The following is a 15949-nucleotide window of genomic DNA, read 5'->3' as shown; positions in this document are numbered from 1 at the left end:
TCGTTCGTTTGTATAATAGAGGCCCATGCAGGTAAAGCATCTTTATCTACCTTCCCATTAACAGTTAATGGCAATGATTCTATCTTGATAAAATGAGCCGGGACCATATAATTTGGAAGATGTACCCCTACATGTTTTCTCCACTCTTGTGTATCTCCTTCGCCCACAATATAGGCTACTAAGATGTTATCTCCAAATGAATCTTCTTGCGCTACCACAGTAACTTCTTTAATGTCTGGATGATTTCCTAATATTGTTTCAATTTCACCTAACTCAATTCGAAATCCTCTAATCTTAACTTGTTTATCAGCTCTTCCTATATATTCTATATTTCCATCAGGTAAATATTTAACTAAATCACCAGTCCGATATAATCTATCATTAGAGCTATTCTTGAATGGGTGTGGGATAAATGAGGCCTTTGTTAATTCAGGTTGATTCAAATATCCTCGTGCTAATGCGATACCTCCTATATAAAGTTCACCTACTGTTCCAATAGGGACAAGTTTTTTAGCTTCATTTAATACATATACCTCTACATTGGGAATGGACCGACCAATAGGAGGTGCTCCATCTCCTTTGTATATTCCCGCAACGGTATAAACTGTAGTTTCTGTTGGACCATACGCATTAATAAAAAGGTGATTTTGCATCCATCGTTTTGCCACTTGTTCACTACAGGCTGACCCCGCAGAAATAACAACCTGTAAATCTTTAAATACAGATTCATCTAACAGATTTAGTACCGTAGGTGGTAAAAATGCATGCGTAATTTTTTTTTCTAGCAAAAACTGGGTAAGTGGCTCGACTGGCATAATATCTTGTTGACCACATACATATAAAGTTCCACCAGACACCAGAGTTGCGAAGATATCATATAGTGAAACATCAAATGCAATTGAAGAAAACTGAACTACCTTACTACCCGTATTTAATTTTGTAAAATTAATGCTGGCATTAATAAAATTACATAGACCTTTTTGTTCATAAAGGACACCCTTTGGATTTCCTGTGGATCCAGATGTATAAATTACATATGCCAAATTATCTGGTTTAACTTCAATTGTAGGATTTATATTTTTTTCTCTCGAAATATTCATTTCATGTTCTTTTATATCAATACAATCTATTTCTTTAGGTATCCACTGTGTTAGATGACTTTGTGTCAGCAATACTTGTATGTTGGCATCTTTCAAGATATATTCAAGCCTCTTTGTTGGATATGCGGGATCTAGTGGGACATATGCGCCACCAGCTTTTATTATTCCTAATATACTTACAATCATCTCTAAAGAACGTTCTATATAAACCCCTACCATACTTTCAGGGCCTATGTTTCGTTTTTGTAGATAAAAAGCTAATTGATTTACTTTTTCATTTAATTCCTTATAAGTTAACTGTTGATCTTTATATACCAACGCAACAGAATCTGGATTCTGAATTACTTGCTGTTCAAATAATTTTTGAACAGTGTGTTCTGGTCTGTTTGATAATTTAAGATTAGTATTCATTATATCACTCCTTGAATATTATATTTAACAGTACTCATAGCGGTCCCAACAACAAAGCGCGAATTTCGTACGCTCAGGAATTATAAAGATTATAGCCTTAGCGTACAGAATCTATGAAATGTTGGTGCTACCCCATAAGGAAAACGTAAACAATCTCATTAGGCATATTAACTTTTAGGGGCAATGCCTTAATAAGTCAATTATATAACAAGTATTAACATTTGAAGATTTAAATTTTAAAAATTTAGTCAATTAAGAAAACAGAATGATTCATTGTATTTGCATCCCTAAAAAAATCCCATCTGTTCATTTTGTACAAAAAACTTTAAATCAACATTGATATTATAATGAATTAGTTAAATTATAAATATAAGTAAATAGCGAAGAATGGTGCATTCTTACTGAAAGATATATATATTTATCTAAAAATAATATATGCATTAAATATATACATATAGTTATACGCATCTATTAATAAATCCATCATCATCTTTTCTTTTTAAAGTGTTCCAAATATAAATTAATGTATAATTTATATATAACAAAGAAAAAAGCACCTACTCTTATAGGTACTTTTTTCTATTTTGATTAATTGTGCATCTAGTTACAATTGCGACTTCATTTATATTTGAACAAAGGTTAACTAAAATGAGTGGGTCTATAAAAGATTACTATTTAAATAATATAAAAATAGATTGTTCAAATTAAGAATTCTAAAGATCCTAGATTATGCCTAAACAGATAAGTAGCTAACCATCTCTACACTCGATACCACAGAAAGACTGCCAAATAACTCTTCCGACGTATCTTTAAGGTTGTCACTATAAAAATGCTAACGCGCAATGGCTGAATATATGGTTCTGAAGAAAAGTAGCATTTAAACACCTCATAAATAGTAATAAATTATACAAATAACTTATTTGCATCTAACTCGTAGCCGGCATTTTTTAGCTCTTTAAATAACGCCATGTGCCAACCATTCCCTGAATCATAGTTAACATATACAACTCCTGATATATCATTTGGTTTTTCGATATTATCTTTAACTAATGCACAAACATTGGATCTTCCCAATCTAGCAATTAGATATCCATGTTCAAATACAACATTTTGTCTAGCTCTCATTTGTAGTTCATCATCATTCTTAGCCTTACCTAAATCACAAGGCGTATAAAGTACAATTCCAAACCCTACCTCTGTATTATTTTCTATTTTTTCAATAATTGTTGATCCACCACTAGCTTGTTCATGTAAAATTATTGGTTTCAAATCTAACCTTTCCAGAAACCTAGCGACGGAAATTTTTACACTCTCATCATGTCCATGTACTATAAATACTTTTTTATTATCAATTTCAGTAGATGAAGGACTTACTGATAATTTTAGAGGTTCTCGCATTCTTACTTTAGCTTCTTTTATTATTTCTGTTGTTACATCTTGAGTACATTCATCATCAACAAATGCATCCTCTTTTGTTACAAACCAAGCAATAGTTTCTGGTGTTTGAGCATCTATTATTTCTACTATAGCTTTTATTGGCAATTCTGTAGTTTTTACTTGTATTCTAACTATATTTTGAGCCTTTAAAAAATAACCGTTGAATTGTAGTTCTTCTTTTTGTAGGTTAAGAAAAGAAGACATCGCTTAAGATGTCTTCTTTTACTTGTACACTTGGTGTTAAGAAGGTATTTATTGCTTAAAAACCATAAAAAAATATAACAATCATCGAGTAAACATATTATAGCATCAATAAATAGAGTTTTTATATGAATCTTTACATATATATAGATTTATTTATGTTTTATCTATATAGTTAAATTGTCTGTTTCTTGTTTTAATTCGTTTGTTTATTTTGAGTGCTCCAGCAATGGAGCCTTTTTTTATGCAATAAAATATTTTCTTATCATTACTTAGTTGATCTATATTAACTTTACCCTCTTAAATTATATCTATATTTTACCAAAAAATATATAGATAACCAGTTTTTTCTAATAATCTAGTGGATTGATAATTTTAATGTTAGTTATTAATACTTACAGGAAAATTCAGTATGCAATGGAAATTGAGAAATCAAGAATTATAAAAAACTTATAGTATCTTTCGGAAAAATATATTTATAATCCATATATTAATATGTTATAATTTAATTTCTAAAACTACCAAAAAAGGACTGCCAGTAATGGTGGTCTTTTTAAATTGGTGAGATTGTACTAGGTTGAGCAAAAAAATGGAACCGAAAAAGTTATTTCTAATGAGGATAGCCTTCTTATGATGAAGTTTAATTCAGTGGATCTGCAAGCAAACATAAAAGAAGGAAAAAATTACAATTTTAATTTACGTGGATATAGAGTACCTATACTTTCATGGTTTCCAAATTTAGATGGTGTCGAACCACAAAATTAGCACTATTCTTTAATAAAAAATCCTACTCATTTTTTACTGAGTAGGATTTTTTATTAAAGAGCTATTTCGTATTAATTTGTGCCATCATTTAATATGTTGTTTCCAAATTTAGATGGTGTCGAACCACAAAATTAGCACTATTCTTTAATAAAAAATCCTACTCATTTTGTAGGATTTTTTATTAAAGAGCTATTTCGTATTAATTTGTGCCATCATTTAATATGCTATTTTTAAATGATTTCCAAATTTGATAACTAATTATCTAAATTTCTAAATTCTATACAGCACTATCAATTAAACAATTATTAAATATATCTTCTATCTAAAACATCGTATTATCATTAGCTGCTTCACTTGGAATCTCTTGAATTACATCCCAGTGTTCGACAATCTTTCCATCCTTGATACGAAATATATCCACTATAGCAACTCCCTTATCTTGAGAATTAGTACGAGAGTGTACATGAAGAGCAACCGTATCCCCTTCAGCTACTACACGTTTAATCTCTGCAGAGGAATTAGGATTTTTAACAAAATCCTCCTTAAAGAAATCCATGAAGGCTTTTCGTCCATCAGCAACAAAAGGATTATGTTGCTTATAATCTTCGCTAACATATTTAGGGATAATATCGATATTATGTTTGTTAAAAACTTCATTATAGAAATCAACTACCATCTTTTTATTCTTTTCATTTTCTTTCACTTCTTTTGATACAGAAGTAACATTCTCGCTCTTTATTGAGTTCCCTTTGTTATTACCGGTGGAAGCTTGATATACCAAAGTCGAAACTACTCCTAAAATAAATACAGAAATAATTGTTATGATTAAACTTTTCTCTAATTTCATATATACCTACCTCTTCTACTTAAATAAGTTTTCTTCTATAAAAAGTTTGAAGAAGGAGAAACCTTCCCCAAAATGTAATGTCAGGGGTAATGTTAGGAATTTCATTTATCCTCCCTCTATACAAGGCATATTAGAAACGATTAACTCTAACTTAATACCTCATTAACAGTTGCACTGTCCACAATTTGAATAAACTTCTTAACCTTATCGTTCTCATCAAACTTATAAAGATGACAAAAATCTGCTACAAATGACTTCCCTGTAGCTTTATATGTTCCACTATATTTTCCATACACAATAACAGTATTGTTATTAAAAGTATAAATTTCATCTTTAGCGCTATAGTCATCCCATTCCGTGCCAAGACGTTCATGTACGTTTTTCACTACTTCATCTGGACCTATATAAGTACCTGCATATGGAAACCCAGCAGCTTCTGTCCAAGATACATTTTCACTTAAATATGTTTTGAACGCATCCAATTTCCCTTCGCCAGTTAACACATACGTTTCATGTAATAGTTTTTGATATTTATTCATATCATTAACCCCAAGGCATTTCTTTTGTTACAACTTTTGCACTTAATTCTAATACACCTTTATTTGCAAAGTCTGGATATGCTGCTTCAAGTTTTGCCACAAAATCTTTTGAAGTTCCACTTTCCTCAGAAGCTTGAACCGCAGTTCTTAGATAATCCATTGTCGCAGTAAGTGCTTGATTATTTAGGGACTTTTCGATTGATCCATGGCTAGGTACAATTATGTCAGCATGTAATGCTTGTAACACTTTCAAGTTCTCAATCCACGCCTCCATCGCCGCTTTTGAACTAGTATCCGCTAAGAATACATGTATTTCGTTAAATACATCAATACCACCAATTAATACTTTCAGCTCTTTATTAAATAAGCTAGTTCTGTAATGATCTAAGCCTACTAGTTCAAATGTTAACCCCTGAAAATCAATCGCTTTTTCTTTAAACACTTGAGGTAATATCACGTTACTTGGTGCATTTTCTCCAAGGACGTCTTTCCAAACTTTTAATTTCCCTAAGACAGAATGAACGATATGTTCAACAGTAGACTCTGTTGCATACGCTATAGCTTCTGGGTAAACGGCTTTAATGCTCTCTAATCCAAAGTAGTAGTCTGGATCCCCATGAATAATAAAGATTTTATCTAAAGATAAGTCGTTTTTTTTCAGATACTCAACAATTTCTTTCGAATCAGATTGAGTAAATTTTGAGTTTATTAAAAATGCATGTCCTGCTTTCTCAACTAATGTTGCTGTGACCATAAAGCTTTTTTCGTCCGAACTAAACACCGTTAATTTCACATCTTTTTGATTTGTATCGATTGTTTTAAACATAGTATGTTATTCTCCTTTTGTTAAAGTTATTAACTAATTATCATATTTTTATCTTGTTCCGATAAAATCTCCCACTCCCATTTATCTGAAAGTGTAATAGTACTGGCGAATATTCCGGAGATGAATGTCAGGTGGCCTAAGATAACATGTTTGCTACTATATCCTAAATTTTCTTAATATAAATTTTTAAAACGCGCTTCAATTTTATCCGGCGTCATTACGCCACCACCAATAGGAATAATTTGATTATCCTTTTGTAAAAGTAAGGAAGGATAGCTATTAACACCAAGCTGTCGAACTTTATTGAAATCATTTTGGACATCTATTATTGTTTCTTGAGCGTTTAAACGTTCTAATACTTGTTCAGGGTCCAAACCATGCTCGATTGCAATTTTGCGATATGTTTCAGGATCACTCAGACTTTGGCCCTCATAATAAAACGCTTTTTGCATAGCCGAAGTGAATTCTAATAAACGGTCTGGCGCTAATGAGCGTAAAGCTGAAAAACCAATTGCAGCATCTTTCGAATTCATTTTAAAAGTCCCTTCCTCCACCAATTTTTGATATGAAGGACCAAATTCAGCACCTGTAAGTTGATTAATTCTTTTATTTCCTTCTTCTATATATGAAAAGTTTTTCATTGGTAAATTATCTAAAAATAACCCTCCACATAAAACTGTTAATGGCACTTCAGTGTGGTTTTTGTAAAATCCTTTAATACTTTCTGAAAAACCATAGCACCATCCACAATATGCATCCCATACGTAAATAAGGTTATCTTGTTTCGTCTCCATTTAAATCTCCTACCTTTTTTTTATTATCCAGCTCAACTAAATTTTTGGTTTATATAAGTACATCTTTTTATACCTTGTTCTTTTTTAGATACCTTACTATATTTCCCCAAAACTAATATTTCCAAAGAAAGATCCACCAAGGTTTTTAACAAAAGATAACGTTGCACCTTATTGCCCCGTAACAGAAAATACTAAAGCTTGGAATATGCATTGATTTGAATGTGTTAGTAACTTTCTACACCGGGTGGCAACGTATGGACCACCATCCTTAATTAAATATATAAATCATATTTTTAGCAGATATTAGTTGTAACTAAATTCATTACATCTTTATGTAACTATTTTAGTTACAACTAATATAGAAGTCAATTCTTTTTTTCGAAAACATTAAATTTCTACATTAAGTTACAACCAATCCCACTCTTTACAAAAATATATCAACGTTTATTCAATTATATCAATCGTAACTCCGAATATATCAACGTTTCGACACAACATATCGATTTACCGACAAATTTCGAGCGCGCTATCTCCTAAACTAACAACCAATCCCACATCACGTTCACCTACAAAGAAAAAAAGCACCAGGTCCCCCTAGTGCTCTCCCTCTAAAACAAATGACAAGCCACCTCATGCCCCTTCGCAATCTCCACCATCTTCGGTACTTCCTGTGCGCATTTTTCAGTGGCGAATTTACAGCGCGTTCTGAATTTGCAGCCGGATGGTGAGTGGAGTGGGCTTGGTACTTCACCCTCTAGGATGATCCGTTCTTTTCCTATGTTTGTTGGATCTGGTTCTGGCATGGATGAGAGTAGTGCTTGCGTGTATGGATGTGCCGGTTTTGTGTATAGGTCTTCGCTGTCGGCAATTTCTACTATGTTTCCTAAGTACATGACTCCGATTCGGTCTGATATGTGTCTTACCATGGATAGGTCATGTGCGATGAATAAGTATGTGACGCCTGTTTCTTCTTGGATGTCTTGCAGCATGTTTACGACTTGTGCTTGGACAGAGACATCAAGTGCTGAGATTGGTTCGTCACATAGGATAAAATCTGGTTTTACAGATAGTGCGCGCGCGATACTGATGCGCTGTCTTTGTCCCCCGCTAAATTCGTGCGGGTAGCGGTATAAGTGTTCTTCTTTTAATCCTACCTTTTTGAGCAGGTCTAATATGATTTCTTTTTGTTCTTCTTTTTCGTAAGAGCCATGAATGTTCATTGGCTCGCTAATAATTTGAAATACGTTCATCGACGGATTTAATGATGCGTATGGATCTTGGAAAATGATTTGCATTCGTTTTCTATATTCTTTTAGTTCACTTTCCTTTAAACTTACGATGTCTTTTCCGTCGAATAAAACGTTACCTGAAGTGACATCGTGTAAACGAATGATGCTTCTTCCTGTCGTTGATTTTCCGCAGCCAGATTCTCCTACTAACCCGAATGTTTCACCCTTTCTAATTGTGAAGCTTAGGTCGTCGACTGCTTTTAATTGTTCTGTTTTTCTGCCGAATAGTCCTTTTTTAATAGGAAAGTATTTTTTTAAGTTCCGAACTTCAATTAAGTTTTCTTCATGCATGTGATTCACCTACTGTCTTATCGTTTAACCAGCACATGGAACGTCTTTCGTTTCCAATTTCAAAATATGGAGGACGTTCTTTTTCACAAATGTCCATCGCATGCGGGCAACGCTCTGCGAATGGGCAACCTTTTGGCGGGTTTAATAAGTTTGGCGTTACACCTTGAATTGGCGCGAGTCTCTCTCTTACGCCGTTCGATATTTTCGGCAGAGAGTTTAATAACCCTTTCGTATATGGATGATTCGGCGATCGGAAAATATCAAGTACAGGTCCTTCTTCCATAATAAGTCCGCCATACATAACGATAACGCGTGTACAGTTTTGTGCGACTATTCCTAAGTCATGCGTAATAAGAAGTAACGCCATGTTCGTTTCGTTTTTTAAGTTTTTCATTAAATCTAGTATTTGTGCTTGTATCGTTACATCAAGCGCTGTCGTCGGTTCGTCCGCAATGAGAAGGTCTGGGTTACAAGACATCGCCATTGCGATCATAACCCGCTGCTTCATACCGCCGCTTAGTTCATGCGGATATTGCTTTACCCTTTCTTCTGGCGACGAAAGGCCGACTTGCTTTAACAAATTGACCGCAATCTGCTCTGCTTCTTTCTTTTTCACTTTTTGATGGCGTATAATTACTTCCGTCATTTGTTTCCCAATTTTTACGACTGGATTTAGCGCTGACATTGGGTCTTGAGAGATAAGTGAAATTTGATTTCCTCTAATAGAACGCAATTCTTTTTCAGATTTAGAAAGTATGTTTTCATTATGAAAAAGGATTTCCCCTTCTTTCACTTTCCCTGGTGATGTAACGAGGGACATAACGGACTTCGCCATCACACTCTTTCCGCTTCCAGATTCCCCAACGATACCAACTACTTCTCCTTTATTTAAACGAAATGTAACGCCACGAACTGCCTCAACTTCGCCACTTTCTATGAAAAAAGAAGTCTTTAAATTTTTCACTTCTAGTAGTTTTTCAGACACGCTTCTCACTCCTTTCACTTAACACTTTAGTTTTCATTTCCAGCTCCTTTTGGTGCGAAAGCTTTCTTCAATGCTTCACCAATTACGTTAAAACTAAGTACCGTTAAAAGGATAAGGAATCCTGGGAAGAGTGTTAAATACCAAGCTTCACCAATATATCCTTGCGCATTGTTTAGCATGCTGCCCCAAGAAGAATCTGGTTCTCTAATACCTAAACCTAAGAAACTAAGTGATGATTCCATTAAAATCGATGTCGCAATTGTTAATGTCGCAGCGATAATAATGGTCGATAAAATGTTAGGAATGATATGTCTTACAATAATCATAAGTGATTTTTGTCCTGATACTTTTGCGTATAAAACGTACTCACGCTCTTTTACAGATAACGTTTCTGCCCTTACAATACGGGCGGTGTCCATCCATGTTAGTAATCCGATAATAAGAACTAACGTCGTAATTCCTGGTTTTAAATACGCATTTAATAGTAGCATTAAAAAGAATGATGGAATTGACATAAGTACTTCAACAACCCTCATTAAAAAGTTGTCTAACTTTCCGCCAAAATATCCGCTAATTGTTCCAACTGCGGTACCGATTGTAATAGAAACAACCATCGCAAGAAAACCGACCGCAAGTGAAACTCGTCCGCCATATAACGCTCTCGTTAAGTAATCTCTTCCGTAATCATCCGTTCCGAAAGGATGACTCATACTTGGTTCTTGTAAGCGATCTGGAATCGACATTTTGCTAGGATCGTACGGCGATACGAATGTGAAAATTGATGCGACCGTTAAAATCGCAAGTATAATAACTCCCATTGCAACAAACTTATTTTTCGTAAAGCTATGTTTTATCGTTTGAAATCTCCTACTATTCATTCCAAATCACCCCCTCATTCGAATGCGCGGATCTACTACGCCATATAAAATATCAGCAATTAAGTTACCGAGAATTAACATGAATGATGATAGTAATGTAATTGCCATGATAATCGGATAATCAAATCTAAAAATAGCATTTACCCCAAGTGAACCAAGACCCGGCCATGAAAATACTGTTTCCGTAATAAATGCTCCGCCTACTAAACTTGGAATCGATAATCCGAAAATTGTAATGATTGGTATTAATACATTTCGAAGTACGTGATTAAATAAAACCGTTTTCTTTGAAGCACCGTACGCATATTGAATTTGTACATATTCTTCTTCTAATTGCTGAATCGTACTTGAACGAATATATCTCATATAAACAGATACGTTTTGGAACGCTAGCACCATACAAGGTAGAATTCCGTGTTGCACAATATCCCAAACAGAATCTTTACCTACGGTGCGCATACCCATACTCGGAAGTAGGTTCAATTTTAAAGAGAATAAGTAGACTAATAATAACGCGAACCAAAAGACTGGCATTGAGATTCCCACATAAGAGATAAAGTTCACAATGCGATCAAAGATAGAATTCTTTTTCACACCTGTAAGTAGTCCAAGTGGTATTGCGATTACGAATGAGACGATTAAAGATGATCCCATTAACCCAATTGTTGCGGGTAATCTTTCTGCGATAAGATCTAAAACAGGACGATGATTTTGAAGTGAGTAACCAAAGTTCCCTGTTAAAATATTTTTTAACCATAAAATATACTGCACGTAAATTGGTTGATCTAGTCCTAAACTTTTGCGAATACGCTCCACATCAATTGGACTCATATTTGGCGTTACAAAGTTTCGAACCGGATCCCCCGGTGCTAGTTTTATTAATAGAAAAGAAATAATAGAAATAACAAATAAAAGCGGAATTGCATTTAAAAGCCTCTTCGCAATTACTTTATACACAAACTTCCCCCCTCAAGCTAAAGTGAAACTTTCATTAGCCTACATCAATTAGGCTTTAACTTGATAAAGAAGCTGATTTCCACCAGCTTCTTTATTGTTTCTTATTTCACTTCATAAATCTTAGATAGATCTTCAAACATTGTGACAGGAATTGCTTTCGCTTCTTTTAATCCATCAAACTTTTTATCTACTGCAATAACTGCTTTCGGATACGCGATTGGTAGATAAGGTACGTCTTCTCTAGCTGTCTCTTGAATTTTATGGTATAGCTCTGCGCGTTTTGTTTTATCTGTCTCAACTGCAGCTTCTTCCCATAACTTATCGAAATCAGCGTTTTTATATCGTGCATAATTGTATTCAGCATTGCTTAAGAATAAGCTCTTATATGAATCTGGCTCAGGTCCCATTATGTAACCACCAAATGTAATGTCATATTCTTTATTCTCTTTATCTAAGCCTTTTTCACTTGCCGCACTAGCATCTAATGCATTTAGTTCAACTTCTAAGCCAACTTCTTTTAATTTTTGTTGTGTATAAAGCGCTAAGCTTTCCATAATTTTATTATTCGTTACATACATCACACGTACTTTTTCCTTATCTTTCACGCCAGCTTTTGCTAATAAATCTTTCGCTTCTTTTTTATCATACTTATAGTCTTTAATATCTTTCGCATAATACATAGCGTCTGGCGTTAAGATTGAATTTGCTGGTTCTGCAAATTCACCCGAAACGAATGCTGAGTTAATCATTTCTTTCTTATCTAACGCATGTGCAATTGCTTGGCGCACTTCTTTTTTCTTCATAAGATCAGTATTCATGTTATAAGATAAGTAGAATAATCTACCTTCAGGGAATGTCACCATTGAGAAGTTCCCAGTGCTATCTAGTTTCTTAAAGTCTTGCGGCTCAATCATCTTCATGTTGATTTGACCATTTTGCAGTGAAACATTTGCTGTATTACGGTCTTTTACAACGCGGTATACGATAGAGTCTAATTTAGCTTTCCCACCTACATAATCATCAAATCGATCTAATGCAACGTACTCATCTGATTTATACTCTTTAAACTTAAACGGCCCTGATCCTACAGGCTGTAAGTTTTTCTTACTCTTCGCTAAATCTGCTTCCCCTTCAAATACATGTTTCGGAATTGGGAAGAAATCATTCATCACACCTTCGAAAGATGCGCTTACTTGTGGTAAAACGAATTGAGTTGTTAACTCATCTACCTTTTTCACCTCAAGCGGCTTTCCTTTAAAAATAAAGTTTTCACGACTTGAGCTATTTTGCTTCTCATCCAAAATAGATTGGAATGTAAATGCTATATCGTCTGATGTAATTTTCTTACCATCATGCCATTTCAAATTATCTTTTAATTTCAGTGTCCACGTTAATTGATCTTCTGAAGGCGTAAAGCTCTCAGCAAGAACAAACTTTTTCTTACCGTCTTCCATATGATATAGCGGCGCATATAAAGCCTGCTGCACAGTTAATGACACACGATCATTCGCATAAAGCGGATTCATCGTATCTGGATTATCGCTAACACCAATCGTTAACGTTCCTCCATCTTTCGGAGTCCCTGATTTACTAGTGCCCGCTTGCTTCGAAGAATCTTTTTCCCCAGAACAAGCCGCTAATGCAATAAGTAGTATTAGAACAAATGGTAATGCAAATAATTTCCGTTTCATCTTTTGGCCCCCTCAAACTAGTTATACCCATAAGAAAACTCGGAATTAATCCCGAGTTTTCTTATAAGTTTTAAATTACCACTACCTGTATGTAAAGTCAAACTTTTTTGTAAATGTGGAAAGTTTGAAATCTACTAATACATTCTTGCCATAAAATATATTTATAAGGAGGATTAAAAAAGAAGACCACGAATAGGTTACCTCGTAAAATGAGTTAAAAAACTAGTAGCTTACAAAAAAACTCTAAAATGATTGTTATATATGACCGAAAATGTAGAATGAAATTAAAGACAAAAAACACATTTAGGAGGTTATCATGACATTTGATGAATTGAAAAAAAACAAACCAACAACCCAATGGATTGAGAATGATGAGGATGGGGAATTTTTTACTGAAGAAAATATAAGTGCAACAAATACAGTTCTTGACACTTACATAAATAATTTAGAGCAATTGGGAAAAAATCCAACTGAAGTTGAAATAATGCATGTTGTTAAAGAGGTTGTTCTTAACATAAATGAATTAAATGACGAACATGACTATTTTATCGAAACAATGGAAAGAGAAGATTTCTATGAATTTATCGATACAGCAGCACGAATAGCTGGTCTAGAATCTGAAGAAGACATAACAGAAGAATGGCGAGAATGGTAAAAAGTTGCACCTCTAATTGTTAGAGGTGCAGCTTTTTTCATATACCAATTGAATGAATGATGTGATGTCCGCGCAGAATTCATATATTTAAACATAATATTAAAAGTATTTAATTATAAATACTAGCACACCCATCCTGACAAAAAAGACCACCAAAAGGCAGTCCCTCAAAACTCAATCCTATTCCCAATCCCGCACTCCACCGCTCTCTCATACAAATACTTCGCAACGATAATATCCACTACTGCCAAACCAACTGATTTGAAAATAGTAATCTCTTCGTCGTTTTCGCGGCCGGCTTTTTCTCCGCTTATGATTTGGCCGAGTTCGGCGTGGATGTCGCTTGCTTCAAATAAACCTTCTCGCACTGGAACTTGAAGGTCACCTGTTTCTTCTAGTGCTGCTTCTTTTGATTCGACTACTACTTTGTTTGCTCCCGCGATGGCGTGGGATGGTAGTTCTTGCGTGCTCGGTTTGAATGAGCCGACGGCGTTTACGTGGACGCCTTTTTGTAGTTTTTCTGAGAAGACTGGTGTGGATGCGTTCGTAGTTGTGACGATGATGTCTGCTTCGCTTATTGCTTCATTTGCATTTGTGTGAACATATGCAGGTTTGTTGAATCTCTCTTGTATATATTCCGCAAATGCATACGCCTTTTCTTCTGTTCGATTGTATAAAATGACTTTTTCGATAGCTCTTACCGCAAATACAGCTTCAGCAATTCCCTTCGCCTGTTCACCCGTCCCGATGATACATAACGTTTTTGCGTTATGACGAGCTAAATATTTTGTCGCTACTCCTGATAAGGCGCCTGTTCGAATCATGGTTAAGTAGGATCCTTCTAAAAGTGCGAGCGGTTCTCCCGTTTGAAAGTCTGATAGCATCACAATCCCGTTTATCGTTTTCTTTCCTATCTTTTTGTTCTCTGGGACTACTGTTACTACTTTTAAGCCAAGTGCCTCAAGCCCTTCCGCTACTGAGGGCATAATTAATGCCGTATTTTTCTCGTTCGCAAATGGCAATGAGCCTCGAATTGGTGTGATCGTTCTTTCTGCGGAAAATTCTTTTAAAGCAAGCGCCGCGTATTCAATGACTTCGTTCATATTTACTAAGTTTCGTTGTTCGTTCGCGCTTATGACTAGCATATCTTTCCACCTCCTCCTTCTATCCTAACAAAAACCCTCGATTTAAATCATCTCTTGGGTCTACAACGAACTGATGAAATCCTGTAATAAATGCATGCCCCGTTACTTTCGGAACGACAGCTTCATATGTATCTACTGCGGTTACCGACAATACTTCCCCCTCGAATTCCCCGTCAGTAATACATTCGTGGACGAAAATTTCTCCCTTTTGTAAGGCATCTTTTTCAAAAAGCGTTGCGATTCTTGCGGAAGTTCCTGTGCCGCAAGGAGAACGATCTACTTGTCCATCAGCGAAAATCGTTACATTTCGTAAAGTTGCGCCCCCTCCTTTCGGTTCATCTGAGAAAATAACGCCGTATATTCCTTTTAAATCTTCTTCAAGTGGATGCTTCACTTCCATCTGGCTCTCAATGTAGTGCTTAATTTTACCGCCCCACTTTTGAATAGCAGATAAGTCTTTGAAATCGACTTTCAAGCCAAATTCTTTACAGTCTACTACTGCATAAAAAGCTCCGCCAAACGCGATATCTACTTGAAATTCATAGTCATCTATTTTAATAGGAACGTCTTTCTTATATACAAAAGAAGGAACATTTTCAAATGATACGAACTCTACTTCGCTCCCGTTATATGTTGCATACGCAATGACTTCCCCAGCAGGGCTATCAATAATGAACTGTTGTTTCTCACCTGTCACTTCAAACATGCCTGTTTCAATTCCGACTGTAATAACAGCAATAATGCCATGACCACACATCGTACTCCATCCTTCGTTGTGCATAAATAATACGCCAAAATCAGCGTGAGCACTCGCAGGCGGAGTAATGATACAACCGTACATGCCGTGATGTCCTCTCGGTTCATACATAAGAATTTCGCGAAGATGATCCAAATGTTCCATGCAGTATGCGCGTCTTTCTAGCTGCGTGTCTCCTTTTATTTCCGGCATGCCGCCTGTAATAATTCGAAGCGGTTCCCCAGCTACGTGAGCATCAATTGTTGTGTACACTTTACTAACCTTCATTTCTATCTCTCCCCTATATGTTGATACTCTTTTTATTGCAAATATCATGCCAACGCATAGGATATAAATTTGTATACATTGTGTAAAAAAGCATACAGTACTGTCTATTTTTTT

General features: G+C 35.1%; 14 protein-coding genes. 1 reads left to right on the top strand and 13 read right to left on the bottom strand.

Annotated elements, in window-relative coordinates; all coding sequences use genetic code 11:
* The 11 genes from DN403_RS15790 to DN403_RS15740 all read right to left on the bottom strand — a co-directional run.
* Positions 1-1511 (bottom strand): non-ribosomal peptide synthetase (locus DN403_RS15790; RefSeq protein ID WP_149185576.1); only part of this gene is annotated, 1511 nt, incomplete at its 3' end.
* Positions 1512-2414: 903 nt separating this feature from the next.
* Entirely contained in the window at positions 2415-3152 is a 738-nt protein-coding gene (locus DN403_RS15785; protein WP_000093953.1) for a TIR domain-containing protein, read from the bottom strand.
* Positions 3153-4236: 1084 nt separating this feature from the next.
* On the bottom strand, positions 4237-4761 hold the full coding sequence (locus tag DN403_RS15780; protein ID WP_000764218.1) for a nuclear transport factor 2 family protein: 525 nt from the start codon (positions 4759-4761) through the stop codon (positions 4237-4239).
* Between the two features lie 146 nt (positions 4762-4907).
* Positions 4908-5300, bottom strand: a complete 393-nt coding sequence (locus tag DN403_RS15775; RefSeq protein WP_001046367.1) for a nuclear transport factor 2 family protein — start codon at positions 5298-5300, stop codon at positions 4908-4910.
* A 4-nt stretch (positions 5301-5304) separates the two neighbouring features.
* Entirely contained in the window at positions 5305-6126 is an 822-nt protein-coding gene (locus DN403_RS15770; RefSeq protein WP_074791156.1) for an MBL fold metallo-hydrolase, read from the bottom strand.
* Between the two features lie 173 nt (positions 6127-6299).
* A complete protein-coding gene (locus DN403_RS15765) occupies positions 6300-6920 on the bottom strand; it encodes a DsbA family protein (RefSeq protein ID WP_000448622.1) in 621 nt (206 codons plus the stop codon).
* Positions 6921-7528: 608 nt separating this feature from the next.
* Positions 7529-8500, bottom strand: a complete 972-nt coding sequence (locus DN403_RS15760) for an ABC transporter ATP-binding protein (protein ID WP_000544156.1) — start codon at positions 8498-8500, stop codon at positions 7529-7531.
* The gene (locus DN403_RS15755) at positions 8493-9485 is read right to left on the bottom strand and encodes an ABC transporter ATP-binding protein (protein WP_001291172.1); all 993 of its coding nucleotides are present in this window, start codon (positions 9483-9485) and stop codon (positions 8493-8495) included. Before DN403_RS15755 ends, DN403_RS15760 begins: the two co-directional genes overlap by 8 nt.
* 26 nt (positions 9486-9511) lie before the next feature.
* On the bottom strand, positions 9512-10363 hold the full coding sequence (locus DN403_RS15750) for an ABC transporter permease (RefSeq protein WP_001088639.1): 852 nt from the start codon (positions 10361-10363) through the stop codon (positions 9512-9514).
* Between the two features lie 6 nt (positions 10364-10369).
* Positions 10370-11320: an ABC transporter permease gene (locus DN403_RS15745; protein WP_149185575.1), complete on the bottom strand. Its 951-nt coding sequence runs from the start codon at positions 11318-11320 to the stop codon at positions 10370-10372.
* A 101-nt stretch (positions 11321-11421) separates the two neighbouring features.
* Entirely contained in the window at positions 11422-13011 is a 1590-nt protein-coding gene (locus DN403_RS15740) for an ABC transporter substrate-binding protein (RefSeq protein ID WP_000823579.1), read from the bottom strand.
* Positions 13012-13327: 316 nt separating this feature from the next.
* Here DN403_RS15740 and DN403_RS15735 point away from each other — a divergent pair, with 316 nt between their 5' ends.
* Positions 13328-13666: a hypothetical protein gene (locus DN403_RS15735; RefSeq protein WP_149185574.1), complete on the top strand. Its 339-nt coding sequence runs from the start codon at positions 13328-13330 to the stop codon at positions 13664-13666.
* A 167-nt stretch (positions 13667-13833) separates the two neighbouring features.
* On the opposite strand, the gene DN403_RS15730 is transcribed toward DN403_RS15735, so the two are convergent.
* Both DN403_RS15730 and DN403_RS15725 read right to left on the bottom strand, forming a co-directional pair.
* Positions 13834-14811, bottom strand: coding sequence for an ornithine cyclodeaminase family protein (locus DN403_RS15730; protein WP_149185573.1), 978 nt, complete (start codon positions 14809-14811; stop codon positions 13834-13836).
* Positions 14812-14830: 19 nt separating this feature from the next.
* Positions 14831-15883 carry a proline racemase family protein gene (locus DN403_RS15725; protein ID WP_149185572.1) on the bottom strand — a complete coding sequence of 351 codons (1053 nt, stop codon included), beginning with the start codon at positions 15881-15883 and terminating at the stop codon, positions 14831-14833.
* Between the last annotated feature and the right edge of the window lie 66 nt (positions 15884-15949).

Source organism: Bacillus sp. AY2-1, assembly GCF_008368965.1.
In the GTDB taxonomy this organism is placed as follows: domain Bacteria; phylum Bacillota; class Bacilli; order Bacillales; family Bacillaceae_G; genus Bacillus_A; species Bacillus_A thuringiensis_S.
The sequence above is the reverse complement of the archived record's forward strand: the minus strand, read 5'-3'. Positions and strand labels throughout refer to the sequence as shown.